31 protein-coding genes and 2 tRNA genes are annotated in these 26,608 nt (G+C 37.0%); 30 read left to right on the top strand and 3 right to left on the bottom strand.

Annotated elements, in window-relative coordinates; genetic code table 11:
- The first annotated feature begins 129 nt into the window (after positions 1 to 129).
- The 12 genes from WMO42_RS13690 (at position 130) to dnaB (ending at position 9,080) form a co-directional block, all read left to right on the top strand.
- Positions 130 to 201: transfer RNA gene (locus WMO42_RS13690), tRNA-Glu, on the top strand.
- Positions 202 to 234: 33 nt separating this feature from the next.
- Positions 235 to 305, top strand: a tRNA-Cys gene (locus WMO42_RS13685).
- A 285-nt stretch (positions 306 to 590) separates the two neighbouring features.
- Positions 591 to 1,472 (top strand): hypothetical protein, encoded by an 882-nt coding sequence (locus tag WMO42_RS13680; RefSeq protein ID WP_022501473.1) that lies wholly within the window; start codon positions 591 to 593, stop codon positions 1,470 to 1,472.
- A 36-nt stretch (positions 1,473 to 1,508) separates the two neighbouring features.
- Positions 1,509 to 2,891, top strand: coding sequence for a hypothetical protein (locus WMO42_RS13675; protein ID WP_349192585.1), 1,383 nt, complete (start codon positions 1,509 to 1,511; stop codon positions 2,889 to 2,891).
- An 18-nt stretch (positions 2,892 to 2,909) separates the two neighbouring features.
- On the top strand, positions 2,910 to 3,494 hold the full coding sequence (locus tag WMO42_RS13670; RefSeq protein ID WP_022501471.1) for an AAA family ATPase: 585 nt from the start codon (positions 2,910 to 2,912) through the stop codon (positions 3,492 to 3,494).
- A gap of 4 nt (positions 3,495 to 3,498) precedes the next feature.
- On the top strand, positions 3,499 to 3,696 hold the full coding sequence (locus tag WMO42_RS13665; protein ID WP_022501470.1) for a DUF951 domain-containing protein: 198 nt from the start codon (positions 3,499 to 3,501) through the stop codon (positions 3,694 to 3,696).
- Positions 3,697 to 3,802: 106 nt separating this feature from the next.
- Entirely contained in the window at positions 3,803 to 4,090 is a 288-nt protein-coding gene (gene rpsF / locus WMO42_RS13660; RefSeq protein WP_022501469.1) for a 30S ribosomal protein S6, read from the top strand.
- Between the two features lie 48 nt (positions 4,091 to 4,138).
- The gene (locus WMO42_RS13655) at positions 4,139 to 4,588 is read left to right on the top strand and encodes a single-stranded DNA-binding protein (RefSeq protein WP_055307073.1); all 450 of its coding nucleotides are present in this window, start codon (positions 4,139 to 4,141) and stop codon (positions 4,586 to 4,588) included.
- A gap of 18 nt (positions 4,589 to 4,606) precedes the next feature.
- The gene (gene rpsR / locus WMO42_RS13650; RefSeq protein ID WP_022205046.1) at positions 4,607 to 4,870 is read left to right on the top strand and encodes a 30S ribosomal protein S18; all 264 of its coding nucleotides are present in this window, start codon (positions 4,607 to 4,609) and stop codon (positions 4,868 to 4,870) included.
- Positions 4,871 to 5,172: 302 nt separating this feature from the next.
- Positions 5,173 to 7,227 (top strand): DHH family phosphoesterase, encoded by a 2,055-nt coding sequence (locus WMO42_RS13645; RefSeq protein ID WP_349192583.1) that lies wholly within the window; start codon positions 5,173 to 5,175, stop codon positions 7,225 to 7,227.
- Between the two features lie 42 nt (positions 7,228 to 7,269).
- Entirely contained in the window at positions 7,270 to 7,716 is a 447-nt protein-coding gene (rplI, locus tag WMO42_RS13640) for a 50S ribosomal protein L9 (RefSeq protein WP_022501466.1), read from the top strand.
- 23 nt (positions 7,717 to 7,739) lie between these two features.
- The gene (gene dnaB / locus WMO42_RS13635; RefSeq protein ID WP_349192581.1) at positions 7,740 to 9,080 is read left to right on the top strand and encodes a replicative DNA helicase; all 1,341 of its coding nucleotides are present in this window, start codon (positions 7,740 to 7,742) and stop codon (positions 9,078 to 9,080) included.
- A gap of 142 nt (positions 9,081 to 9,222) precedes the next feature.
- On the opposite strand, the gene WMO42_RS13630 is transcribed toward dnaB, so the two are convergent.
- Complete coding sequence (locus tag WMO42_RS13630; RefSeq protein WP_022501464.1) at positions 9,223 to 9,393, bottom strand: 4Fe-4S binding protein; 171 nt, start codon at positions 9,391 to 9,393, stop codon at positions 9,223 to 9,225.
- 194 nt (positions 9,394 to 9,587) lie between these two features.
- Here WMO42_RS13630 and WMO42_RS13625 point away from each other — a divergent pair, with 194 nt between their 5' ends.
- Complete coding sequence (locus WMO42_RS13625) at positions 9,588 to 9,794, top strand: DUF1858 domain-containing protein (protein WP_022205867.1); 207 nt, start codon at positions 9,588 to 9,590, stop codon at positions 9,792 to 9,794.
- Positions 9,795 to 9,999: 205 nt separating this feature from the next.
- Here WMO42_RS13625 and WMO42_RS13620 read toward each other — a convergent pair whose 3' ends face one another.
- Positions 10,000 to 10,911, bottom strand: a complete 912-nt coding sequence (locus WMO42_RS13620; RefSeq protein WP_022501463.1) for an adaptor protein MecA — start codon at positions 10,909 to 10,911, stop codon at positions 10,000 to 10,002.
- Positions 10,912 to 11,158: 247 nt separating this feature from the next.
- Here WMO42_RS13620 and WMO42_RS13615 point away from each other — a divergent pair, with 247 nt between their 5' ends.
- The 8 genes from WMO42_RS13615 (at position 11,159) to WMO42_RS13580 (ending at position 19,081) form a co-directional block, all read left to right on the top strand.
- Positions 11,159 to 12,835, top strand: a complete 1,677-nt coding sequence (locus tag WMO42_RS13615; protein WP_349192588.1) for a serine/threonine-protein kinase — start codon at positions 11,159 to 11,161, stop codon at positions 12,833 to 12,835.
- A complete protein-coding gene (locus tag WMO42_RS13610) occupies positions 12,792 to 13,484 on the top strand; it encodes a hypothetical protein (RefSeq protein ID WP_349192579.1) in 693 nt (230 codons plus the stop codon). Before WMO42_RS13615 ends, WMO42_RS13610 begins: the two co-directional genes overlap by 44 nt.
- Before the next feature lie 404 nt (positions 13,485 to 13,888).
- Positions 13,889 to 15,583, top strand: coding sequence for a glycosyl hydrolase family 18 protein (locus tag WMO42_RS13605; RefSeq protein WP_349192577.1), 1,695 nt, complete (start codon positions 13,889 to 13,891; stop codon positions 15,581 to 15,583).
- A gap of 127 nt (positions 15,584 to 15,710) precedes the next feature.
- On the top strand, positions 15,711 to 16,451 hold the full coding sequence (gene cwlD, locus WMO42_RS13600; RefSeq protein WP_082421489.1) for an N-acetylmuramoyl-L-alanine amidase CwlD: 741 nt from the start codon (positions 15,711 to 15,713) through the stop codon (positions 16,449 to 16,451).
- Between the two features lie 92 nt (positions 16,452 to 16,543).
- Positions 16,544 to 17,599 carry an L-threonylcarbamoyladenylate synthase gene (locus tag WMO42_RS13595; protein WP_116444161.1) on the top strand — a complete coding sequence of 352 codons (1,056 nt, stop codon included), beginning with the start codon at positions 16,544 to 16,546 and terminating at the stop codon, positions 17,597 to 17,599.
- Positions 17,600 to 17,657: 58 nt separating this feature from the next.
- The gene (locus WMO42_RS13590) at positions 17,658 to 18,119 is read left to right on the top strand and encodes a low molecular weight phosphatase family protein (RefSeq protein WP_022501457.1); all 462 of its coding nucleotides are present in this window, start codon (positions 17,658 to 17,660) and stop codon (positions 18,117 to 18,119) included.
- 42 nt (positions 18,120 to 18,161) lie between these two features.
- Positions 18,162 to 18,590: a ribose 5-phosphate isomerase B gene (rpiB, locus tag WMO42_RS13585; RefSeq protein ID WP_055173813.1), complete on the top strand. Its 429-nt coding sequence runs from the start codon at positions 18,162 to 18,164 to the stop codon at positions 18,588 to 18,590.
- Between the two features lie 5 nt (positions 18,591 to 18,595).
- Positions 18,596 to 19,081 carry a dCMP deaminase family protein gene (locus WMO42_RS13580; RefSeq protein ID WP_022501455.1) on the top strand — a complete coding sequence of 162 codons (486 nt, stop codon included), beginning with the start codon at positions 18,596 to 18,598 and terminating at the stop codon, positions 19,079 to 19,081.
- A 25-nt stretch (positions 19,082 to 19,106) separates the two neighbouring features.
- Here the strand turns inward: WMO42_RS13580 and WMO42_RS13575 are convergent, their stop codons facing one another.
- Positions 19,107 to 19,589 carry a DUF402 domain-containing protein gene (locus WMO42_RS13575; RefSeq protein ID WP_022501454.1) on the bottom strand — a complete coding sequence of 161 codons (483 nt, stop codon included), beginning with the start codon at positions 19,587 to 19,589 and terminating at the stop codon, positions 19,107 to 19,109.
- A 209-nt stretch (positions 19,590 to 19,798) separates the two neighbouring features.
- On the opposite strand from WMO42_RS13575, the gene WMO42_RS13570 reads away from it, so the two are divergent.
- The 9 genes from WMO42_RS13570 to atpD all read left to right on the top strand — a co-directional run bounded on the left by WMO42_RS13570 (position 19,799) and on the right by atpD (position 26,562).
- Positions 19,799 to 20,062, top strand: coding sequence for an AtpZ/AtpI family protein (locus WMO42_RS13570; RefSeq protein ID WP_022501453.1), 264 nt, complete (start codon positions 19,799 to 19,801; stop codon positions 20,060 to 20,062).
- Positions 20,046 to 20,462 (top strand): hypothetical protein, encoded by a 417-nt coding sequence (locus WMO42_RS13565; protein ID WP_349192573.1) that lies wholly within the window; start codon positions 20,046 to 20,048, stop codon positions 20,460 to 20,462. The genes WMO42_RS13570 and WMO42_RS13565 overlap by 17 nt, the downstream gene beginning before the upstream one ends.
- 4 nt (positions 20,463 to 20,466) lie before the next feature.
- Positions 20,467 to 21,195 carry a F0F1 ATP synthase subunit A gene (atpB, locus tag WMO42_RS13560; RefSeq protein WP_022501451.1) on the top strand — a complete coding sequence of 243 codons (729 nt, stop codon included), beginning with the start codon at positions 20,467 to 20,469 and terminating at the stop codon, positions 21,193 to 21,195.
- 41 nt (positions 21,196 to 21,236) lie between these two features.
- Positions 21,237 to 21,494 (top strand): ATP synthase F0 subunit C, encoded by a 258-nt coding sequence (atpE, locus tag WMO42_RS13555; RefSeq protein WP_022205028.1) that lies wholly within the window; start codon positions 21,237 to 21,239, stop codon positions 21,492 to 21,494.
- Positions 21,495 to 21,552: 58 nt separating this feature from the next.
- Entirely contained in the window at positions 21,553 to 22,104 is a 552-nt protein-coding gene (gene atpF, locus WMO42_RS13550; protein ID WP_321774656.1) for a F0F1 ATP synthase subunit B, read from the top strand.
- Positions 22,092 to 22,640 carry an ATP synthase F1 subunit delta gene (gene atpH / locus WMO42_RS13545; RefSeq protein WP_022501449.1) on the top strand — a complete coding sequence of 183 codons (549 nt, stop codon included), beginning with the start codon at positions 22,092 to 22,094 and terminating at the stop codon, positions 22,638 to 22,640. Before atpF ends, atpH begins: the two co-directional genes overlap by 13 nt.
- A gap of 35 nt (positions 22,641 to 22,675) precedes the next feature.
- Positions 22,676 to 24,184, top strand: a complete 1,509-nt coding sequence (gene atpA, locus WMO42_RS13540) for a F0F1 ATP synthase subunit alpha (RefSeq protein WP_022501448.1) — start codon at positions 22,676 to 22,678, stop codon at positions 24,182 to 24,184.
- A gap of 48 nt (positions 24,185 to 24,232) precedes the next feature.
- The gene (gene atpG / locus WMO42_RS13535; protein WP_055173821.1) at positions 24,233 to 25,093 is read left to right on the top strand and encodes an ATP synthase F1 subunit gamma; all 861 of its coding nucleotides are present in this window, start codon (positions 24,233 to 24,235) and stop codon (positions 25,091 to 25,093) included.
- Between the two features lie 77 nt (positions 25,094 to 25,170).
- A complete protein-coding gene (atpD, locus tag WMO42_RS13530; RefSeq protein WP_022501446.1) occupies positions 25,171 to 26,562 on the top strand; it encodes a F0F1 ATP synthase subunit beta in 1,392 nt (463 codons plus the stop codon).
- Positions 26,563 to 26,608: the final 46 nt, after the last annotated feature.

Below are 26,608 nucleotides of genomic sequence, written 5' to 3'. Positions count from 1 at the left end.
GATAGCTCAATGGTAGAGCACTCGGCTGTTAACCGAGTTGTTGTAGGTTCGAGCCCTACTCGGGGAGCTGTAAGAATAATTATGATAGTTAAGCAAGTTGGGCATGTTGTCCTTCTAGTTCAGTATTAAGGCTCCATGGTCAAGCGGTTAAGACACCACCCTTTCACGGTGGTATCAGGGGTTCAAATCCCCTTGGAGTCATTTTTTGTTCTTACTATGAATATAATATGTTATGGCGACATAGCCAAGTGGTAAGGCGTGGGTCTGCAACACCCTGATCACCAGTTCGAATCTGGTTGTCGCCTCTTTAACCATCTCACAATTATGTGAGATGGTTTTTTTGTGTAATAGAAAATTCAGATAGAATTCCCTATTATACTGATGTACGCTCGTGCAAAGATGTAGTTAGTCACTGGTGACCGCACTCTGTGCTAGGATGTGCGTTGCACATTCTTTTTGCAATGTGATGTATTATTTATTTTGAAAGATATTTGAGAAAGATATTTGAGATATATTATTTTACAAAGATTTTTGATATGTTATAATATATTAAATAGGTTTTATAAATAAGTCAGAGGTAATGGTGAATAATGAATACAACTAACATTTTTAAGCAGTTCATTAAGAATACTGTGGGTAAGTTTACAAGAATTAAATTCACAAAGAACGGTACTATAAGAAAGATTACAGGAATTGCCGCTATTATATCAATAATGGCAGGGACGACAGCCTGTGGTAACAGAACAGAAGCAGTTATAACAGATGATAATGAAGATATAACAAGTTATAAGGAATATGCTACAGTGGAAGAAAGCAAGGCTTCCAAGTTCCAATATACAGATTTAACGATTAATTCGCTTAAATATATGATGACAGAAGCGGCAGTTAAGAATATATATGGCACACCGGTATCAGAATATGAGTCTACAGAGAAGGACACTAATGCTGAAGCGGAATATTTAGAAAAGGTATGTTCTTACAATGATTTAACGCTTATATTTGTAAAGTTCACAGATGACGGAAGAACGGCTGGAAAGAATGAAAATGGTACATATAAGCTGACAGCGGCGGCATCAGTAAGCGATAAGGATGTATTTTCAAGAGGACTTAAGGTCGGTATGTCGGTTGACTCAATATTAAGCGTATATTACAGGGATCAAGACTATAAGAATAATTATTATACATCAGATGACAGCACAGCAGTGCTGGGTAAATATCTATATGGAAGCTTTACACTAGATGAGCTTGACAAGGTTAATACCAAAGATGCAATTGCTTATGGATTAATTAATTTTAATGGTTATGACAGTGATGAAACAGCAGATAATTATATAATAGAATTTACATATTTTGCACCTGACTATAAAAATGGAACTGCATCAGTAGATGATGATTTTGCACAGATAGCATTTGATATAGATAACAATGGCGTAATAACAGCTATAAGATGGTACTATTATCCACAGCAGTAGTGGAAATTAAGATAATATGTTAAGAAGGAGAAGGACATGAAGAGATTTTCAAGGTGTGTGCTAATATTAATATTAGTAGCAATTCTTAGTGGAGTAAGCGGATATATGTACGAGAACAAGATGATATATCCAATGTATGAATCGACAACACAGTTATATGTTGTGCCTGGAGAAGAAAATGAGGCTTCAATAAGAGCCAATAATGGTGGGTTGAAGGAAGATTTTACTATTATTTTCAAGAGCAGTGTGGTAATATCTGCAGCACAGAGAGTGGCAGGAACATCAGAGGATATAGCACAGTATTTAACAGTTTCATCGCCTGCTAACAGTAATATAGTAGAGATTAAATGTGTTAATCCAGACCAGAACACAGCAAAAAAATATGTTGATGCGGTAGCTACAACAGCAGTTAAGACAACATCTATAATACCGGTTAAGTCAATTCAGATATTATCAGAGGGTACATCTACAGGTGTAGCATTTAAGCCGGATTTATACAGAAATACAATTATAATTACAGCCATTGCAAGTGCAGTATGTCTTTTTATAGAGATAATTGTATGCCTTTGCATAAGTGCATTTAAGTCAAAGGATGAAGATTTTAACCACGAATTTGAATACGAGAGAAGATTTGGTAATGTGGAGTATATTGACCACAAGCCAGACTTAATTGAAACATCTAAAGATAAGAAAGAAAAGGTTTTGAAACATTCTAATAAGAAGAATAAAGATGAAGATATCCTTATTAATATAGAGGATGAAAAGACAGTCTATGAAGCTGATGATGAAGAAGATTTGGATGAGGATATTCTTCGCGAGGCTGCTCAGGACGAAGATATATTAAAAGATACAGATACAATAGAAGAAGCAGAGGACGAAGCCGATTATGAGGCACAGGCGGAAGTGGCAGCTACTATAAGTGAGGATAATGCAGGCACACAGCTGGATAATGCCAACAAGAACGTAAAGCCAGCACCAGCCAGTACAGGACAGTCTGCTAGTGTAGAAGCACCAGCCAGTACAGGACAGTCTGCTAGCGTAGAAGCACCAGTCAATGCAGGACAGTCTGCTAGCGTAGAAGCACCAGTCGATGCAGAACAATCCTCTAGTGCAGAAGTACCAGTCAGCACGGAGACCTTAGCTAGTGCTGTAGAAGTAGAAAAGCCAGTACAGGAAGTTAAAGCTGCAGAGCCAGTCAATGAGGCAGACCAGTCAGCACAAGAGTCTGATGCAGCCAGCAAGGAAGCTAATGTTGTAAGTGAACCAGTGGTTTCAGCCGTTGGAGCAGAAGTTGACAAGGCTCAGCTTAATAATGCAGGCAATAATATAGATTTGAACAATAATACAGATATAAATGATAGCGAAGAGGTTAATTCTGAAAGCAGAAAGTTCAGAATTTTAGGTACAATAAGAAAGTAGTTAAAAGGGTGAAGTCGTATGTATAGTGTAAATGTTGACAAATTAGTTAAAACATCAGAAACACAAGCAGAAAGTCTTTTAGAAATAACAGATAATATTATAGAGGGACTTGGAAATCACAAAGCATTTGCAGTGCTTGGCGGTAAGGTGGATACATTTAAAATAGCCTATAATATTATGGAAAAAGGCAATAAAGTGCTTTTTGTGGACGGAGATATAAGGACAGATGTATTTCTTGGAAAGTATAAGCTTGGCAAGAGTGCGAAGGGTGTGCTTGATTATATTAAAAGACCTGAGAAGAATGAAGAAATAGTCTGTGTAACTAATCACAAGAATTTGAGCCTTATATTTACAGGTATCAATGAAGATGGTGTTGTGACAGATGATGAGATAATGATATTTAAGTCACTTATAGATAAGTATTCTAAAGAATATGATTATATTGTGGTGGACTCAGATGAGGATGGAACACTTGCTGCATTTTGTGGATATGCGGCAATAATAGCTGAAAAGGAAACTTACGATGAGGACGAGCTTAATAACAGAGTTATACAGTTAGAAGATAAGGAGTGTAATGTATTAGGAGTTATTATAAGAGAATAGGTCTATGATTAAATTAGAATGTGGCGATATTATTAAAATGAAGAAGAAACACCCTTGTGGCAGTGACGAGTGGGAAGTTATTAAAGTGGGTGCGGATATTAAGTTAAAATGCTGTGGCTGTATGCATGAGATAATTTTAAAGCGTTCGCTTGTTGAAAAAAATACAAAAAAAATACAAAAATCAGTCAATAATGACTTGTAAGAGTTATAATTATGTGCTATAATCAGTCCTCGTGATATTATTAATCCTTGTTCTTTTTATATTTTAATAAAAGGGACCTAAAGACCAGAAGGAGGTGCGACGTAGAATGAATAAGTATGAATTAGCATTAGTTGTTAGCGCAAACGTCGAGGATGAAGTAAGAAACGCTACAGTAGAGCAGGTTAAGGAATTAATCACTCGTTTTGGCGGTACAATTACTGATCCAGGTACTTGCGAGAAGAAGAAGCTTGCATACGAAATCCAGCATATGAGCGAAGGATACTACAACTTCATTAAGTTTGAGGCTGATGCAGCTACACCAGCAGAAGTTGAGTCAAGAATTCGTATTATGGAGAACGTTATTAGATTCTTAATCGTTAAAGATGGAGAATAATTGATTGACGTTTAGGCTTACAACTCTTTATAGAAGAGGAGAATAAGTATGAACAAAGTTATATTAATGGGTAGACTGACAAGAGAACCAGATGTACGCTATTCGCAGAATGCAGATGGCTCTATGGCAGTAGCAAGATATACATTAGCAGTAGACAGAAGACGTGCAAGAAACAATAATGATGAGCAGTCAGCTGATTTTATCAGTTGTGTTGCTTTCGGTAGATCTGGAGAATTTGCTGAAAAGTATCTTCATCAGGGAACTAAGATTGTTGTTACAGGACGTATCCAGACAGGTAGTTATACTAATAAGGATGGACAGAGAGTCTACACTACTGATGTTGTTGTTGAAGAACAGGAATTTGCTGAAAGTAAATCCGCTGCGTCAGGTGAGACAGCAGCATATACACCATCAAGACCAGAACCAAGCGCTGCTGCTGGGGATGGATTTATGAATATTCCTGATGGCGTTGAAGACGAGGGTTTACCTTTCAATTAAGATAGGAGGTAACTTGATATGCCAGATAAGAAGGCTGAAAGACCAGAGGGTCAGATGAGAAGAAGACCAATGCGCAGAAGAAAGAAAGTATGTGCATTTTGTGCTGATGCAAACAAGGCATTAGATTATAAGGATGTTGCTTTATTAAAGAAGTATGTATCTGAAAGAGGTAAGATTCTTCCTAGAAGAATTACTGGTAACTGTGCTAAGCACCAGAGAGCACTTACAGTTGCAGTTAAGAGAGCTAGACATGTAGCACTTTTACCTTACACAGTAGAATAATTATAATTGTAGGTTAGTATAATCTGCGGTTTAAAGAGCTTTCACAGACGTATATGTTTGTGAAAGCTTTTTTAATTTTATTATACAGATATGTTTAAATATATTTTGGTTATTAACTTTGCCTGTAGGTAAGGCTTAGAATATGTATCTTAATGAAGATAAGGATAATTGTGTAATTGAGCTTTGGGATAGATAATTATTTAATATAGCTTTTAAGACAGATGAAGTTGTGTTATAATTTGCATATGCGTTTGGGCATAGTAGTGTGCTGTATATAAGCAAGCAGGAATTGAGGAATTAATATGAATAATAAGCAAACAAAGTCATTCAAACCATCTGGCAGGCTTAATTCTATATTTTTATGGCCTGTAGGTCTTGGTATATTACTTGTATTACTTGATATATTATTATGTTTGGTGAGTAGTGTGGCAGCGTCAATTGTTGCAGTATTTATAGTTATATATGCCTTTGTCTGTGCGATGATGATATGCTATTTTCGTCCAAGAATAATAAAGGAGATAGTGGAATTTTCTTCCAATTATTCTCAGGTACAAAGACAGCTGCTGTATGAGTTAAGCATACCTTATTGCCTTTTGGATAATAAAGGTAATATTTTATGGATGAATGCTTCTATGCAGGCAAGTATTAACAGAAAGAATGATCTTAATAAAAATATTTCTACAATCATACCTGAGTTATCAGCCAATGTATTCAGGAATTTTGAGGATTTCAAAGAAATCAGGGTCGCATTTAATGACAGGGACTACCGTGTTGAAATGAAGAGAATAAGTGCTGATATAATCACACAAGGTGTTAATATTCTTGCCAAAGATTATAATTCTTCGCTTGTAGCTATGTATATGTTTGATGAAACGGATATTAACCAGTACATACAGAAGATAAGAGATGAAAGGTTTGTAGTCGGGCTTGTATATATAGATAATTATGAAGATGCACTTGAAAGTGTAGATGATGTGCGTCGTTCTTTATTTGTCGGACTTGTAGATAAGAGAGTTAATAAATATTTCTCAGCTGGTGCGGCTATTATAAGAAAACTGGAGAAAGATAAATATCTTGTTGTATTCAGATATAAGTTCCTTGAGAAGCTTCTCGCAGATAAATTCAGTCTTGTGGAAGATATAAAGAGCGTAAAAGTCGGTAATGAAAAGACACTTACATTAAGTATTGCCATAGGAACTGGTGCGGCTGATTATGCTAGAAATTATGATATTGCCAAGGCGGCTATGGATCTGGCACTTGGACGTGGCGGTGACCAGGCAGTTATCAAAGATGGTGAGAAGATATACTATTATGGTGGAAAGAGTCAGCAGATGGAGAAGAATACACGAGTAAAGGTACGTGTAAAAGCCCACGCTTTAAGACAGATATTAGAGGCTAATGACAATGTGCTTATTATGGGACATAATCTGCCAGATATAGATTCATTTGGTTCTGCACTTGGTATATATATTATTGCCAAGAAGTTCGGCAAGGAAGCTCATATTGTATTTGGCGAGATTTCAAGCAGTGTCAGACCATTTATGAACCGTTTTATAGATAAAGAAGAATATCCAGATGATATGTTTATTAAGAAAGAGGAAGCAGAGAATTATCTTACAGCATCAACGGTAGTTATAGTTGTAGATGTGAACAGACCACAGAGAACAGAGTGTCCGCAGCTTCTTGATAAATGTAAGACTATAATTGTATTTGACCACCACAGACGTTCAAGCGATACAATTACTGGTGCGGTGCTTTCTTATGTAGACCCATATGCTTCATCAGCCTGTGAAATGGTCACAGAGATGATACAGTATGTTGATGATGGAATTAAGCTTAAAGCATTTGAGGCAGATGCACTATATGCGGGAATATCAATAGATACAGATGGATTTAACAGCAAGTCAGGTCCACGTACATTTGAGGCCGCGGCATTCTTAAGACGACACGGTGCAGATGTTACAAGAGTAAGGAAAATGCTTAGGAATGATATGAATGAATATAAGGCGATAGCTTCGGCAGTAAGCAAATCAGAGGTATACAAGTCTGCATTTGCTATTACTGTATTTGACGGAGAAGGTCTTGAAAGCCCGACTATAGGTGGTGCAAAGGCTGCGAACCAGCTTCTTGATATATCAGGAATAAAGGCTTCATTTGTTATTACACAATATGAAGATAAATTATATATAAGTGCAAGATCCATAGACGAGGTAAATGTACAGCTCGTTATGGAAAAGCTTGGCGGTGGCGGACATATGAGTATTGCCGGTGCTCAGCTTACGAATTGTACAATACAGCAGGCAGTTAATACAATTAAACTTACTCTCGACAATATGCTTGCTGAGGGCGAGATTTAGTATAAGCTTAAGCACAGGTAAAGTGCAGAAAAGAGGTTAATTATGGAAGTTATTTTATTAGAAGATGTAAGAACATTAGGTAAAAAGGGACAGATTGTTAAGATAAATGATGGATATGCCAGAAATTATGTTATACCTAAGAAGCTTGGTATAGAAGCTACACCTAAAAATCTTAATGACCTTAAGCTTCAGAAGAAGAGAGAAGAAAAAGAGGCAGCAGAAGAGCTTGCGATGGCTAAAGAGCTTGCTGCAACTATCGAAGATAAATCCGTTACAGTATATATGAAGACAGGTGAGGGTGGAAGAACATTTGGAACAATATCAACTAAGGAAGTAGCCGCAGCTGTTAAGGAACAGCTTGGACTTGAAGTTGATAAGAAGAAGATGAAGCTTGATGAGCCTATTAAGACTTTAGGTACACATATAATTGCACTTAAGCTTCATAAAGATGTAACAGCTAAATTGACTGTTAAAGTAGTGGAGAAATAATACATTTGTATAAGTGAGGAACTATGGAAGAATTAAATATTACCAGAACTATGCCTAATAGTCTTGAAGCTGAGCAATCGGTAATAGGTTCTATGATATGGGACAGGCAGGCTATTATTACTGCGGGCGAAATGCTTATGCAGGATGATTTCTATTATAAGCAGTACGGGATTATGTTTCAGGCTATGGTGGAGATGAATAATGAAGGCAAGCCTGTAGATGTTGTTACTTTACAGGAGAAGCTTAAAGAAAAAGATGTGCCTCCAGAGGTGTATAGTCTTGAATTTGTCAGGGAATTGCTTTCATCAGTGCCAACCTCTGCTAATATAAGACAGTATGCAACGATAGTTAAAGACAAGTCCATTTTAAGAAATATTATAAAAGTTAATGAAAAGATAGCTAATGACTGTTATGCAGGTAAAGACAGCACAGAGGATATACTTGCAGAGACAGAGAAGCGTATATTCGAGCTTGTAAGAAATAAAGGTGCAAGTGATTATACTCCTATTGATAAGGTTGTTCTTGAAGCACTTGATAAGATATCGACAGCGGCTAAGAACAGAGGTGTCGTAACTGGTGTTCCTACAGGCTTTAAGGATCTGGACAGCTATTTATCCGGATTACAGCCATCAGATTTTGTGCTTGTTGCCGCAAGACCATCTATGGGTAAGACTGCGTTTGTCCTTAATGTGGCGGAAAATGTTGCTATTAAACAGGGCATAACAACAGCCGTATTCAGTCTGGAAATGTCAAATGTACAGCTTGTAAACCGTATGCTTTCGCTTGAGTCATCAGTAGATGCCGACAAGCTTAGAAAAGGCCGTCTTGACTCTAATGACTGGGGCAAGCTTATTGAAGGTGCAGATGGAATAGCAAAGTCCAAGCTTATTATTGATGATACACCGGGTATCACGATATCGGAGTTAAGGTCTAAGTGCAGAAAGTACAAAATGGAAAATAATCTTGGCTTAATAATAATCGATTACCTCCAGTTGATGAGTGGTAATGGAAGGACGGAGTCAAGACAGCAGGAAATATCAGATATATCCCGTTCATTAAAGGCACTTGCCAGAGAGCTTGATGTACCTGTAGTTACACTGTCACAGCTTTCAAGAGCGGTAGAACAAAGACCAGACCACAGACCTATGTTATCGGACCTGCGAGAGTCAGGTGCGATAGAGCAGGATGCCGATGTAGTTATGTTTCTTTATAGAGATGATTATTATAATAAGGACACAGAACTTAAAGGTATTGCAGAGATTATCATAGCTAAGCAAAGAAATGGTCCTATAGGAACTGTTAAGATGGCTTGGATACCAGAACAGACAAGATTTGCAGACCTTGCAAAGAATATGGGTTTATAGAATTGATAATGATAAAGTGTATCGATTAGGAAAAACGCGGTTAATATAACTGTTTAGGAATTAATGATTAAAAGTTAATGGTTAAAATAAAACAGCAGGTGTGATAATTCACACCTGCTGTTGTTAGTTATGTATCTTCAAACTACTGTGGGTTTGGAGCACCAACTGGACATACACCAGCACAAGCACCGCAATCTACACATACATCTGCGTTGATTTCATAATGAGCAGCACCTTCGCTGATAGCTTCAACTGGACATCCAGCAGCACAAGCACCACAACTGATACAATCATCACTAATTACATATGCCATAATAATATTCCTCCTTGGATTTATTGTATCCATATTATACGATAGAGTAAGAAAAAATACAAGACAAAAAAATTAACACAAATCAGGTATTCTTGACATTTTTATTGGGTAATATTATAGTAGTTGTATGTGTCGGAAATATAGACCACACAACCTGATTATAACAGGAATTAATATATATGGAGGAAACAGGTATGGCAAGAGTTACCAAGGACACAACAATTGGTGAAGTTATACAGATTGATGCAGGAGTAATTCCAATTCTTATGGGTGCAGGTATGCACTGTGTTGGATGTCCTTCATCAGCAGGAGAGACATTAGAAGAAGCTGCTATGGTACACGGTATTGACAGCGATATGCTCGTAGAAGAAATCCAGAGCTACCTTCAGTCATTAGGCTAATATTAAAAAAGCTAAAGGCTGCTTAATATTAAAAAGATATCCCATTGTAGTAACATCTGCAATCAGTTTATAACTGGAGACTGGTGTTACTACAATGGGGTATTTTTTATTTTGGTATATATTGGTATAATTATCCGGATTATAAAGCTGTATGCAGATAATCAAAAATGTGCATATGGTAATGTTAACTCCACCAGCGGCTGTATTAGAGGTTAGCTGCAACATTTATCGCGTGCTTGGCTATAATGCAGTCACCGTGCTCTTTAAAGAAAGCAAATAAAGCTTCGTTTGAAGTTTCTTTAAGGGCATATTCTGATAATATGTTACATACCTTATTAAAATCTACAGATGAGCAGCAGCATCTCTGCATAATAAGGTAATATCTGTCACTGCCTGACTTCTTGTAAAGATAGCTTGGATCATTATAAATATGATTAATGACCTTGGAAGCATCAATAAAATCGTCCATAGATTCAAAAGAATATATTCTTGTCTTAGGAACAGGTGCAGCGGGAGCTTTGTGTTCAGTATTATTATCAGAACTGCTTCTGTCGCTGTTGGCAAATTCCTCAGGGATAGCAGTGGTGTCAGGAGCAGTATGCCTGCTTCCAGTGCTGACTGTATTCTCTTTGGAATTGTTGAGGTAATCTCTTACCTTGCTGAATAAATTCATAAGGTCATCACCGATAATCCCACCCTCTGATGTGGTCTTGGTATCCGCATCAAGCTCATCACCTGCGGTAGGCGGAACAGAAGTATCATTATAGGAATTATCATCAATAGTTTCTATATCTGAATAATCATCGTCATAATCATACTCACCATCATCCAAAGGGGAGAACTTAGAGAAGCGTGTATCTAATTCTTCAGGGTTCTCGACCTTTGTTATAATAAGAACAATACAATCAGATGAAATAGGAATTGCTTCAATCATAAGCGGAATATCGTCAGCCTCAAAACCAACCTCATAGGAAGCCTGCTGCATCATATCCCTGAAAAGTTCTTTTGCTTTTTCACTGCCATACGCAAGTTCGCTTATCTTTAATTGTCTAGAAGCAAGATCAGCCTGATTGAGTGTACAACGTATCTGATTCTCATTAACTCTTTCAATCTTCATAACAATCTCCTTTCTTGCGAAGTGCATAGTTAATTATATCTATGAAAATATAATACTCATTTTTCATAGATATGTAAAGGAGTCTGGATGTTTCATAAAATAAAAAATCTCTAAATTTTAAAAATTTCGACAAGAAGTTGTAAAATTGTATTGATAATATATTAAAAGTATGATATAAACTAATCAGAGTAATTTAATTCTATAAGTCAACGGAGGTGAATAACAGGAATTTAGCGATAAGTATGAGATAATAAAGCAATTGGCCAAGACCAATCATTCTAATGTATATTTAGTAAGGCATACCGCACTTGATACATTGCGAGTTGCCAAGGTTATCAGAAAGGCTGATATGGATAGTGACACTATCTTAAGAGAAGCCCGTCTAATTAAGAATCTTAAACATTCCCACATTCCAGTAATTTACGATATTGAAGAAGATGATATAAGTATCTGCATTATTGAAGAATATATATCTGGTAAATCTTTAAGGTCATATATTAATGATACAGACAATATAAAGACAAGTGAGATTTGTGATATAGCAGTTAAATTATGTGACATATTGGAGTATCTGCATAACTGCGATAATGGAATAATTCATCTTGATATTAAACCTGATAATATCATAATTGATGAGCATAATAATGTTAAACTTATAGATTTTGGGAGTTCGATTCACAAAGCTGGATTAACGCAGGCTGGTATGATAAGTCCAGGTTATGCTGCACCTGAGCAGTACGGCGGAAAGGAGCTTACTTATCAGACTGATATTTACAGTGTTGGAATGGTTCTTAAGTTTATGGCTGACAGCAATAGCACAGTCCATAATAAATTATACCCGGTAATTAATAAATGTACCCGTCATAATCAATACAGACGTTATAAAAATGTTAAAGCGTTAAGGTGGGAACTGGAACAAACTGCAAGGTCTGATATTACATTTTTTCAGAAAATAAAATTTATCAATAAAAATGCAATAAATAAAACCAGCAGCATAGCATTAAATAATACATATGTGTCAGGCAGTGAAAATGTGTCAGGCAGTGTATTAGAAAATTACAAAATAAACAGCATTTATGGAATTAAGAATTACTCTTATATAATTAAAGTATCAGGTAGCAGGAGAGGAATTGGAGTTACCCATACTGTGCTTAGTATGGCACACTGCCTCGGTGATTATGGCTTGAAATGTCTGGTAATAGAAGGTTCGGGAAGAACGGATATATTACAGACGGCATTGGCAGATAATAGTATATGTTCTACATCAGAAGGCCTTCTTATCTGCAGGGGAATATGGCTGATGCCGTCATATGGCAGAGATGAAACGCAGGGTGTTAATTATGATATACAGGATAATTTTGACATTGTAATTATTGACAGTGGAGTTAATTCATTATTTCAGGATTGTGATAATGAATTAAAAAATATTCATATGGATAGTTGTAACGAAAGAGTAATGATAGATAGTTATGGCTATGAGGCAATAATGAATGATAATAATTCAAAAATAATAAATATATGTGTTGTTGGCGGAAAATATGATGTCAGAAGTGAGAGCAGCCTCATAGATGAAACTGATAAAATATGCCATAACAGCATAATATTTGTTAATCTTGTTAATGAAGTGCAGTTTTATGGGTATTCTAATACTATAGCAGATAAGAAAAGCTGTTATAGAGTGCCGTGTATATATGAGTGGTACGAGAATAACGCTGCGTGGACTTTAATTATGAAGGATTTTATGCAGGATAATCTTACTGCTTTATGGGAGAACATAGATGCAGGACAAAAAAAGGAGTTATATAAAATATTATATGAAAAAATATGGGTTATCATGCAAAAGATTAAGACAAATAAAAGAATTAAAACATATAAAGGGATTGAAGCAGAAAAGAAAGAGCAGGGAATTACTAAATCAGTATAAAAATGTGAGAATATCTGATAATGTAAGGACTATAGGAGTAGCAGGGCTTTGTGACAGTGCAGGTGCAACTTATGTGACTATTATGCTGGCAGTGTTTTTTACAAGTGTATTAAAGAGAAAGACGGCTGTTGCAGGTGACATTAAGACATATGTGCTTATGAAAGAGCAGATGTGTGCAGGAAGAACAGTACGTTGTAAGAAGATGGTATCAAGACATGCCTACAGTATTAATGGGATAGACTTTTACGGGGTTCTGAATGACAATAGTTTTAATATATTAAAAGATAATTATGATATAGTAATAATAGATATAGATTTTGGTGATGCCAAGGATACATTTGCAAGAATGACTGCTACACTGGCAGGGTGTGACAAGAAAATGCTTATAGGGTCAATGCTTCCGTGGAAATTCAAGGAGTGTATTAAAAAGATTGAGAGAATGGGCAGATTTCTTCATATAAAGGGATTAACTATGTATACATTGACCAATGGCACAAAAGAGAATGAGCAGTTATTGCAGGATTATGGAGTGAAGGTGGAATTAACACCGATAGAGCGCAATCCTTTTATGTTAAGTGGAGAAAATCTTCACTGGTTTATGAAACTGTTAGTACCTTCTTATAAAGGTTATAATGGGGAAATAAGATAATATCACAAAAATAATATCACGGACAATTTAATAAAATGAGTATATCAATATTATTTATAATAGATTAATTAAAGATATATTCAGAAAAATGTATTAATGAAAAATATGTTAATAAATATAACAGGAAAATACATTAATATAAGTTAAAGGCGTCCCTTCGCCATACAATATACAAGGCGGGGTTAAATATATTTTGACCCTGCCAGTATTAAATGATACAATACTTCTGCAAAGATACTGTATATAGTCAGAATAATAAATATTATTGTTAATGCAATAAAGGCATATATTTAATGTCAGAGCGGGCACTTCGTATACTTAATGAAGAAATACAATAAAGTCAATTATTTAGTGTCAGAGCGTGAGCGTAATAAATAACAGTATAGACAGGAATGGAGATAAGAATGAGAAGCAGAAGGAAACACAGATATAGAACCGGACTGATAGCGGTTGTGGCAGTGGTTGTTCTTGCCGCACTGGCAGCAGGCACATTTTTAGTAAAAAGATACGCTCCATCTAAGGAATGGATGGACGGTTATAAATATTTTGAGGTGGATAGTAATACCGATAAGACATTGGTTATAATTGATAATAAAAGTTACAGTGATATCGGAGTTATGAGAGATGATGTGCTGTATCTTCCGGTGGATTTTGTGGCTGATTATATTAATGTAAGATTTTATTATGACAAAGAAAGTAACGCTGTTTTGTATACAGATGACAGCAGGACATATACATACGAGCCTGACAGTACAGGGTATAAGGACAGCGATGGTAATACATATGATAGTGAATATAAGATAGCGTGTGAGATAGATGGTACAATGTATATAGCATTTCAGTATGTGGCAGATTATACGAACTGCACATATGCATATGGAAGCAAGCCTTCAAGATTGTCTGTTAATATGATTAACGGAGAGGTCAGCAGGGTTACAGCGAAGAAAGATATGTATATACGATACAGAGGCGGCATCAAAAGTGACATTTTAGAGCAGATTAATAAAGGTGACAGCGTATATTATGTAGAAAGCTATGACGACTGGATAAAGGTAATAAGTGCGACAGGGTACACGGGTTATGTAAAGAGCAGTGATGTAAGTGAAGTGTATACAGAAGTTCCGGATAATACATATGAGTCACAATATGCAGGTCTGTCAATAAGCCAGAAGGTTAAGCTTGGCTGGTTCCAGGTTGCTGGTATGGCTGGCAATGATAACTATTCACAGCTTACAGGTCTGTCTAATATAAATGTTATCGCTCCAACCTGGTACAGCATTACATCAGAAAATGGCAGTATGAGTAATTACTCATCGACTTCGTGGGTTAATGCTATGCACAACAGAGGGTTACAGGTGTGGCCTTTAGTGGACGATTTTAATAAGTCAGTAGATTTTAAGGCGTTATATTCAAGCAGGACAGCAAGAAAGACAATGATTGATACGCTTATTAAAGATGCGAGGGCATATGGATATGACGGAATTAATCTTGATTTGGAAAATGTTAAGAGTGATTATGCTAAGGATTTCCTGCAATTTGTAAGAGAGTTGTCGGTTGAGTGCCATAAGAATAATATTATATTGTCAACAGATAATTACAAGCCGGAGGCATATAACAGCTGTTATAATCTTAAGGAGCAGTCAGATTATGTGGATTATGCAATTGTTATGGCATATGATGAGCATTATGCAGGTTCTGAGGCCGGTTCAGTTGCTTCACTTCCATTTGTTAAGGAAGCAGTTGAAGATATGACAGCATTAGTACCGGCTGATAAGGTTGTTGTGGGTATACCTTTCTTTACAAGAATATGGAGCGTATCACAGACTTCGACAACAAGCAGTGCAGTTGGTATGCAGGCGGCTATTGATGAGCTTAACAAAGACGGACAGACAGCCATATGGAATGATGATGCAGGGCAGTATGTATGCTCATATGATAAAAATGGAGTAACCAGGAAGATATGGTTTGAGGAAGACAAATCAATCGAGGAGAAACTTAAGGTCGTAGTTGATAACAATACGGCAGGAATTGCGGTATGGAAGCTAGGACTAGAGAAAGCTTCTGTGTGGAATGTAATTAACCAGTATATTAATGATTAATTATAAATATTAGTATGTCGGAAATGCTTTAAGTACTTACAATTAATGAATAGTATTAAATAGATTAAAGGAATTGCGGTGGCACAAGGTGCATACATTTTAATAAATGTGTAGTTGTGTGATAGTTATGCGTCCTGAATTAAAAATAGTACTGGTAGCAGTTGAGATTATTGTTGTTATAGCCGCAGCTTTAGCATTAGAGCAATGTGGCACAGGTTCTGAAAATTCAGACAAAGGATATATAAGCGGTGAATACTCCGGCGGGGCACAGGAAAATATTGATTATGAGGCAAAGACAGTTGCCATAGACAGCGGACACGGTGGTATTGACCCTGGAAAGATAAGTGCTGATGGCATACTTGAAAAAGATGTCAATCTGGCAATTGCTTCAAAATTGAAAATATTACTTGAACAGTCGGGAATTACTGTTATAATGACTAGGGCAGACGATAACGGATTGTATCAGGAAAGTGACAGTAATAAGAAAGCAGCTGATATGAAGAAACGATGTAGTATTATTAATGGAAGCAAAGCAGATATTGCAGTAAGCATACACCAGAACAGTTATGTAGGAGAAGCCTCTAAGGGTGCACAGGTATTTTATTACAAGCAGTCTGAGGAGGGAAAGAAGCTTGCTGGAATTATTCAGAAGAATATGATTAAAGAGCTTGATAATACTAATAAAAGAGTTGAAAAACCCGATTCTGCTTACTATATGCTGCGTAATACGCAGGTGCCAACGGTTATTGTCGAGTGTGGATTTCTGTCTAACAGGGAAGAAGCGTATAAGCTTAACAATGATGAATACCAGCAGAAGACTGCGTACAGCATATACTGTGGAATAATTGAATATCTAGGACAGAATTAAAGATTATGACGTAAGTTCCAGAATTGAAATCTGCCATTTACATCAGAATATAGTTCATTTAAGAACATTTTAAGAAAAAGAGGTGTGTAACAATGGATACAATTGTTGCGAAAATAACTAATGACAGTCTTACGGATAAGAAAATATATGAACAGGCTGGAAAGATTTTAAGAGAGGGAGGGCTTGTAGCATTTCCTACAGAAACTGTATATGGACTTGGTGCAGATGCACTTGACGAGGAAGCATCAGCAAAGATATATGCTGCCAAAGGCCGTCCTTCAGACAATCCGCTTATAGTTCATATTGCAGATATAGAGGCTTTATATAAGCTGTCCTGTGAAGTACCAGACAAGGCATTAAAGCTTGCCGATAAATTCTGGCCCGGACCATTAACTATGATATTGAAGAAATCGGATATAGTTCCAGATTCAATTACAGGTGGTCTTGGAACAGTTGCGATAAGAATGCCAAGCCATAAGGTTGCAGCAGAGCTTATCAGAACATCAGGTGTGTATATAGCAGCTCCAAGTGCTAACACATCAGGAAAGCCAAGCCCTACAAGGGCAAGCCATGTAATAAAGGATTTGTCCGGAAAGATAGATATGATAATTGAAGATGATACTGTTGACATAGGTGTTGAGTCTACAATTATTGATCTTAGTGAAGAGGTTCCCACAATATTAAGACCCGGATATATAACTAAGGAGATGTTTGAAGAGGTTATAGGCGTGGTAAGAATTGACCCTGCGATAACTGAAGGTGTTAAGTCTGGAGTAGTTCCTAAAGCACCGGGTATGAAATATAAGCATTATGCACCTGATGCAGATCTTAAGATTGTTGAGGGTGATGAGGCTAAGGTTGTTGAATATATTAACGATAATGTGAACAGACTTATAAGTCAGGGATACAAAGTCGCTGTAATGACAACAGAAGAAGGAAAGCACAATTATAACAAGGGAATAATTGTTTCGATGGGACATAAAGATGATGAGCTGAGTGCGGCAAGACATCTGTATGCAGTATTAAGAGAGTTTGATAATGAAAATGTAGACTATGTATTTTCAGAGAGCTTCGAGACAGATAATGTTGGACGTGCAGTTATGAACCGATTGATAAAAGCGGCTGGACATACTATAATTAATGTTTAAAGATCAATGGTTAATCATATGCCAGCTTAATTATTCATTAACTGGGTGGTGTCAAATTATGAACAGATTTAATAAAGTTATATTTATATGTATGGGTAATACCTGCAGAAGCCCTATGGCGGCTACTATAATGACCAAGCTTATGCCGGATATAAGAGTTGAATCAAGGGGGATGGTTGTGTTATTTCCAGAGCCATACAATCCCAAGGCTGTAGCTGTGGCGGCAAGACACGATATGATTATGCCAAGTAATGTATCGGTTCAGGTTGTTAATGATGATTTTGGCATAGATACGCTTGTTCTTACGATGAATTCGTCAATGAAACAGAAAATATATGATACCTTTGACAAGGCAATTAATGTATTTACGTTAAGTGAGCTTGCGGGTGAGGGTGATGTTGAAGTACCAGACCCATATGGCAAGGGTGTGGAAGAGTATAACAAATGTTTTGAACAGCTCTACAGCTATGTTGAAAAAGTAGTGAAGGTAATATCAGCACCTAAGAATGAAGCTGATTAAAGTTATATAGAAGTTAATAAAATACACAAGGAGATTATAATTATGATAGCAATTGGATGTGATCACGGAGCAATAGACCTTAAGAACCAGTTAATAGAACACCTTAAGAAGAAAGGTTATGAGTGTAATGATGTAGGAACTTATACTACAGAGTCGTGCGATTATCCTGTATACGCACACAAGGTTACAGACCTTATAACAAGTGGTGAGTGTGAGCTTGGTATCCTTTTATGTGGAACAGGAATTGGAATGAGTATGGCTGCTAACAAAGTTAAGGGAATAAGAGCTGCATTATGCAGTGACTGTTTTAGTGCACAGGCAACAAGAGAGCATAATAATGCAAATGTACTCTGTATGGGTGCAAGAGTTATAGGACCAGAGCTTGCATTCAGAATTGCAGATACATTTTTAGAGGCAGGCTTTAGCAATGATGAAAGACATATAAGAAGAATATCAATGCTTGAGGAGTAATATATATGAGCGATAAAAGAAAGGATTATATATCGTGGGATGAGTATTTTATGGGTGTTGCAAAGCTTTCAGCACTTCGTTCCAAAGACCCTAATACACAGGTTGGAGCGTGTATTGTAAGCAGTGACAATAAAATACTTTCTATGGGTTATAATGGACTTCCAAGGGGCTGTTCAGATGATGAGTTTCCATGGTGCAGGGAAGGTGACCCTCTGGATAATAAATATTTCTACACAACTCACAGTGAACTTAATGCTATACTTAATTATCGTGGAGGTACGCTTGATGGGGCAAAGATGTATGTCACATTGTTCCCTTGCAATGAATGTGCCAAGGCTATTATTCAGGCAGGAATAAAGACTGTTGTGTATGACAGTGATAAATATGCAGATACAGCCTCAGTTATTGCCTCTAAGAGAATGCTTAATGCGGCAGGCGTAAGATATTACCGCTATGAGCATACTAACAGGGAGATAACTATAGAATTATAAGAATTAATATGAAGCAGACATACTGTTAGTGTATGCCAGCTTCATATTCGTTAATGGTATTAATATATTCGTTAAATGTTCCGTCATATATTGTCTTAAGAAGCTTATCAAGCTTGTGGAGGGCGTTAACAAGCATAGCATCAGATATAAGCTTAGCACTTGCTGCATCAGCCAGCTCGTCAAGGTCTACAACACGGACAAATCCAGAATTCTCAATAATTACATCAGCCAGAAGATCGGTAAAGACATAGGTATCTGTGCCAGCGTCATAGGCTGTGTCAATTATGTCACAGTATATATAGGCAAGTGAATTATCTTCTTTGTAGAATTTACTTACCTTGAAACCATCATTAATAAGGTAATATGATATTCCGTGAGAGAATTCTGCCTTAGGATGGAAAGTTTTCCAGCTTGTTATAATGTGGCTGTCATCCTGATGAATTATAATGTCGTCCTTAAGACTTACACATTCATCAGGTATCAGGCGTTTGCGGAATAAAGTTGTCATACGCATTTCTCCTTAAAAATATTAAATTTGTATAATTAAAATTCACATATTAATTATCAAAATTATATCAAGTAAACGTGTGAAATTCAATTTTTTTTGGACATATTTGGACAAGAAAATTTGTAGACAATTTAACAATTAAAGGTTATAATCGAATATATAATTAAAATGAGTGGGTTATAAGAAGAATATATGAACGAGGAAATGCTATGAAGAATATAGTATTAATATCCCAGCTTAGTATATGTGTAATGGTTCCTACGTTTCTCTGTCTTGCTATAGGATTATGGCTTGACGGAAAGTTTGGAACATATTTTACAATTCCTCTGCTTATTATTGGAATTGCTGCAGGTGCAAGAAATGCTTATGTGCTTGCTATGAATTCGATAAAACAGGATGAGCAGGCGAAGAAGCACAAGCAGGATAAAGAAATTGCAGAGAAAGTTGAAAAGTATAATGAAACTCATAAGTAGACGTATCCTTGATAGAATTATTGATATTAATCCCTCAATTCCAGGTATGCTTATTATTAATTTAATATATCTTATACTTGGTGAGATTATAATAATTGCATTGGTTCCGAATACAATGCGGTGTGCCATAGGATTTATGGCGGGAGTTATATATTCGGTATTTGCAACATTTCATATGAGCATTGGAATACGAAAGATAGTATATGGTGGTGCAGAGTCAAGAGCAACTATGATTATTGGTTATCTTATCCGTCTTTTGGTTATGCTTATATTATTCGTACTGTTATATTTCCTTAATATTGGAGATCTGCTATGTGCGGTTATTGGAATGTTTTCTATGAAGGTAGCGGCTTATTTACAGCCGTTCACTGATAAATTAATAACTAAAAAAGGAAGGTGAGAAGGTGGGAAGCTCTTATGTTAACACACTTGTAGCGTGTGATTCGAGTTTTATGATTCAAAGCCTGAAGGAATTCCATATTCCAGGCATTGATTATACTTTTAGTATTAACACGACACACGTTGCTATGCTGCTGGTTTCAGTCTTCATAATTATTATGGCCATAGTTGCCAGGGTGAAGATTAATAAGGTCAAGCCTGACGACACACCGGGAATGTTCCAGAATGCTATAGAGATTATAGTGGAGATGCTTGGAACTATGGTTGATGGAATTATGGGTAAGAATGCTAATAAGTTTGTCAATTATATTTCAACATTATTCTTATTTATAATTATATCTAACATATCCGGACTTTTTGGTCTAAGGCCACCTACAGCCGATTATGGTGTGACGTTATGCCTTGGTCTTATAACATTTATACTTGTTCAGTTCAACGGCATAAAGAAGAATAAGGGAGGACACTTTGCTGCTTTATTCCAGCCAATCTGGTTCTTATTTCCAATTAACCTGATTGGTGAGTTTGCAGTTCCGCTGTCACTCTCACTGCGTCTGTTTGGTAATGTCATGTCAGGAACAGTTCTTATGGGACTTATATATGACTTATTAAAGCCATTTACTATAGGATATCCTGCATTATTACATGCTTACTTCGACTTGTTCTCAGGTTGTATTCAGGCGTATGTATTTTGTATGTTAACAATGGTATATGTTAACGATAAGATTGCAGACTAGTTTAGCTGGTCATAATAATTTATTTAACGGAGGATTTTAAGATGAATATTAGTGGACAGGAATTTATTCAGGCTATGTCAGCCATTGGTGCAGGTATTGCGATGATCGCAGGTGTTGGTCCTGGTGTTGGACAGGGTATTGCAGCAGGTCATGGTGCAGCAGCAGTTGGACGTAATCCAGGTGCTAAGTCAGATATTACATCAACAATGTTACTTGGACAGGCCGTTGCCGAGACAACAGGTCTTTATGGTTTCGCCGTAGCTATTATCTTAATGTTCGTTCAGCCATTTAAGGGCTAATATAAGACATTTAGTCTTGACGACAAATTTATTAAGATAACGGAAAGGAGGCCAACAATTGAATTTGGGAAGTACATTTGTGGCTCTTGAAACATCAGGAAGATTATTCGGCCTTGATTATCAGCTGCTTTTTGATGCTGCTATAACAGCTATCAACGTATTTATATTATTCCTGCTTTTGTCAGTTATTCTTTTTAATCCTGTACGTAATATGTTAAAGAAAAGACAGGACAAGATAACAAGTGACAGAGAAACTGCTAACCAGAGCAGAGAAGAAGCACTTGCTATGAAGGCAGAGTATGAAGAGAAGCTTAAGGCTGCTAATAAGGAGGCAGAGCTTATATTAAGTGATGCCAGAAAGACAGCAGTTCATAATGAGCAGAAGATTATAGATGAAGCCAAGGAAGAAGCTGCAAGAATTATCGAGAGAGCTAATAAAGAAGCAGAACTTGAGAAGCAGAAGGCAGCAGACGATGTTAAACAGCAGATAGTTGCAGTGTCAGCTATGATAGCTTCAAAGCTTATTGCTAAATCTATCGATGAGAGTGAAAGCAATGCAATTATTGAACAGACTTTAAATGAAATGGGTGAGAACACATGGCGAAATTAGTAGAAACAACTTATGGTGAGGCATTATTTGAACTTGCTGTCCAGGAGTCTAAGGTTGATGAACTATGTGAAGAAGCTCAGGCTGTAATTGATATTTTTAAAGATAATGAAGATTTGGTAAATGTTCTTAAATCTCCAAAGGTTGAGAAGAAAGAAAAGGAACAGCTTATTGAGAATATCTTTAAGAAGTTTGTATCTGAGGATATTACAGGACTTCTTGTGATAATGGTATCTAAGGACAGACAGACTAAGATAGTAAGTACACTTGAATATTTCATAAAGAGAATTTATGAGTATAAGAAGATTGGTGTTGCTTATGTAACTACAGCCAGACCTCTCACGGATAATCAGAAGCTGTCGATTGTAAGCAGATTGCTTTCAACAACTGATTATGTGGATTTCAAGATGAATTATGACATCGATGAATCACTTATAGCAGGTATGGTTATAAGAATCGGTGACAGAGTCGTAGACAGCAGTATAAAACATAAAATTGATGAGCTTACCAGGAATTTAAAGAATATCCAGTTAGCGTAAGCTTTAAGCTAATAGAAAGTAGGTGCATAAGGCTAATGAATTTAAGACCGGAAGAAATCAGTTCAGTTATAAAAGAACAGATAAAAAGATATTCAGCCGAACTTGAAGTATCAGAAGTAGGTACAGTAATTCAGGTAGCAGATGGTATCGCAAGAATTCATGGACTTGAGAAAGCTATGCAGGGAGAACTTCTTGAATTCCCAGGAGAAGTATACGGTATGGTACTTAACCTTGAGGAAGACAATGTAGGTGCAGTTCTGCTTGGTGATTCAAGAAACATCAGCGAAGGTGATACTGTTAAGACAACTGGACGAGTTGTAGAAGTTCCAGTAGGTGATGCGTTAACAGGACGAGTTGTTAATGCACTTGGACAGCCAATAGATGGCAAAGGTCCTATTAATACAGATAAGACAAGACAGATAGAGAGAGTTGCCTCAGGCGTAATCACAAGAAAGTCAGTAAGTGTTCCACTTCAGACAGGTATTAAGGCTATCGATGCTATGGTTCCAATCGGAAGAGGACAACGAGAGCTCATTATTGGTGACCGTCAGACAGGTAAGACAGCTATAGCAATCGATACAATTATCAACCAGAAGGGTCAGGGAGTTCATTGTATCTATGTTGCTATTGGACAGAAGGCATCAACAGTTGCAAGTATCGTTAAGACACTTGAAGAATATGGTGCAATGAGCTATACAACAGTAGTTGCATCAACAGCCAGTGAACTTGCTCCACTTCAGTATATCGCTCCTTATTCAGGATGTGCTATCGGTGAAGAGTGGATGGAGAATGGCGAAGATGTACTTGTTGTATATGATGACCTTAGTAAGCACGCAGCAGCATATAGAACACTTTCACTTCTTTTAAAGAGAGCTCCAGGACGTGAAGCTTATCCAGGTGATGTATTCTATCTTCACTCAAGACTTCTTGAGAGAGCTGCAAGAATGTCAGATGAATACGGCGGAGGATCACTTACAGCCCTTCCAATTATTGAAACACAGGCCGGTGATGTATCTGCATATATTCCAACTAACGTTATATCTATCACAGATGGACAGATATATCTTGAGACAGAGATGTTCAACTCTGGTTTCAGACCAGCTATTAATGCCGGTCTTTCAGTATCACGAGTTGGTGGTTCTGCTCAGATTAAGGCTATTAAGAAGATTGCAGCACCTATCCGTACAGAGCTTGCCCAGTACAGAGAGCTTGCTTCATTCTCACAGTTTGGTTCAGAACTCGATGCTGATACTAAGGAGAAGCTTGCACAGGGCGAACGTATCAGAGAGATGTTAAAGCAGCCACAGTATAAGCCAATGCCTGTAGAATATCAGGTTATTATAATATATGCTGTTACTAAGAAGTTCGTTATAGATATTCCAGTTGATAAGATTCTTGATTTTGAACAGGGCTTATTCGATTTTATAGATACTAAGTATCCACAGATTCCAGAATCTATTAAGGAGACTAAGGAACTTTCAGAAGATACAGAGAAGTTACTTGTAAGTGCTATTGAAGAGTTTAAGAAGACATTTAACTGCTGATTGATCAATGATTAACAGCAGTTAATGCTTGGAATGGAGGTAAATTCTATGGCCTCAATGAGAGATATAAAAAGGCGTAGAGATAGTATTCAGAGTACAGGTCAGATTACCAAGGCTATGAAGCTTGTTTCCACTGTTAAACTTCAAAAAGCAAAGGGAAAGGCAGAGAGCACAAAGCCTTATTCAGATCTGATGTACGAAACGATATGCAATATGCTTGCCAGATCAGGTAACATCAATCATAAGTATCTTCAGGCTGGTGAGTCTGAAAGAAAAGCTGTTATAACAATAACGGCCAATCGTGGACTTGCTGGTGGTTACAATACTAATATAACCAAGCTTATTACAGAGAGCGGAATTCCTAAGGAAGATATTGATATAATTGCAATAGGAACTAAGGGAAGAGATTATCTTGCAAGAAGAGGTTACAATATAACAGATGATTGTTCAGATGTTATTAACGAACCACTTTATACGGATGCAAGAGATATATGTGATAAGCTTCTTGAAAGATTTGCGGATGGACAGATAGGTGAAATATACCTTGCTTATACATCATTTAAGAATACAGTTGTTCACGAGCCTAAGCTTATTAAGCTTCTTCCAGTATCAGTTGATACTGAGAGCGTGAGTGCTGATAAGGAAGATACAACACCTATGAATTATGAACCAGCCGAAGATGAAGCTTTGAATCTTATCATACCTAAGTATGTGTGCAGTCTTATATATGGTGCACTTATTGAAGCTGTTGCCAGTGAGAATGGTGCACGTATGCAGGCTATGGATAATGCGACAAGCAATGCCGATGAGATGATTTCTGATTTATCACTTAAGTATAACAGAGCCCGTCAGGCTTCTATTACACAGGAACTTACAGAGATTATTGCTGGTGCAAATGCTATCGGCTAATTAGAGTTTGTTATAACTCTTGGCGGGTCTGTGTATTCAGCCCGTGTACAATTAATTAACAATAGATGGAGGTAACAATGGCAGAGAAGAATATCGGTAAGATTACTCAGATTATCAGTGCTGTAATAGATATTAAATTTGCAGAAGGTAATCTGCCAGAAATCAATTCAGCCATCAATATAAAGACCAAAGACGGCGGCAAGCTCGTTGTAGAGGTTGCTCAGCATCTTGGGGATGATACAGTAAGATGTATAGCCCTTGGACCTACTGATGGTCTTGTTAGAGGTATGGAAGCAGAAGCCACAGGAGCACCTATTTCAGTACCTGTTGGTGAGCAGACACTTGGTAGAATCTTTAATGTATTAGGAGATCCTATCGATAATAAGCCAGCTCCAGAAGTAGAGCATATGCCTATTCACAGAAAGGCACCTACATTTGCTGAGCAGGCTACTAATACAGAAATGTTAGAGACTGGTATTAAGGTTGTAGATTTACTTTGTCCTTACCAGAAGGGTGGTAAGATCGGTCTTTTCGGTGGTGCCGGAGTTGGTAAGACAGTTCTTATTCAGGAGCTTATCAGAAATATCGCTACAGAGCATGGTGGATATTCAGTATTCACAGGTGTTGGTGAGCGTACTCGTGAAGGTAATGACCTTTACCACGAAATGATGGATTCAGGAGTTATCGAGAAGACTACAATGGTATTCGGACAGATGAATGAGCCACCTGGAGCTAGAATGAGAGTTGGTCTTACAGGACTTACTATGGCTGAGTATTTCAGAGATAAGGGTGGAAAGGATGTACTTCTTTTCATCGATAACATATATAGATTTACACAGGCAGGTTCAGAGGTTTCAGCCCTTCTTGGACGTATGCCATCAGCCGTTGGTTATCAGCCAACTCTTCAGACAGAGATGGGTGCTCTTCAGGAGCGTATTACATCAACTAAGAATGGTTCTATCACATCAGTTCAGGCTGTATATGTACCAGCGGATGATTTAACTGACCCAGCACCAGCAACAACATTTGCACATCTTGATGCAACTACAGTTCTTTCTCGTTCTATAGTTGAACTTGGTATTTATCCAGCGGTAGATCCACTTGAGTCTACATCAAGAATTCTTGATCCAAGAATCGTTGGTGAAGAACATTATAAGGTTGCCAGAGATGTTCAGGAAATCTTACAGAAGTACAAAGAACTTCAGGATATTATCGCAATCCTTGGTATGGACGAACTTTCAGAAGAAGATAAGATGGTCGTATCAAGAGCAAGAAAGGTACAGAGATTCCTCTCTCAGCCATTCTTCGTTGCAGGACAGTTCACAGGACTTGAAGGACGTTATGTACCAATCAGTGACACAATTCAGGGCTTTAAGGAAATCATCGAAGGTAAGTATGATGATATACCAGAAAGTTATTTCCTTAACTGTGGAAGTATTGATGATGTACTTGCTAAGGTATCTAAATAGGTATCAGACACGGATATTAAAGTATAATTAGATATCTTGATAAGGA

Origin of the sequence: Lachnospira sp. CLA-JM-H23, assembly GCF_040096425.1 — a bacterium.
In the GTDB taxonomy this organism is placed as follows: Bacteria; Bacillota; Clostridia; order Lachnospirales; family Lachnospiraceae; genus Lachnospira; species Lachnospira rogosae.
The sequence above is the reverse complement of the archived record's forward strand: the minus strand, read 5'-3'. Positions and strand labels throughout refer to the sequence as shown.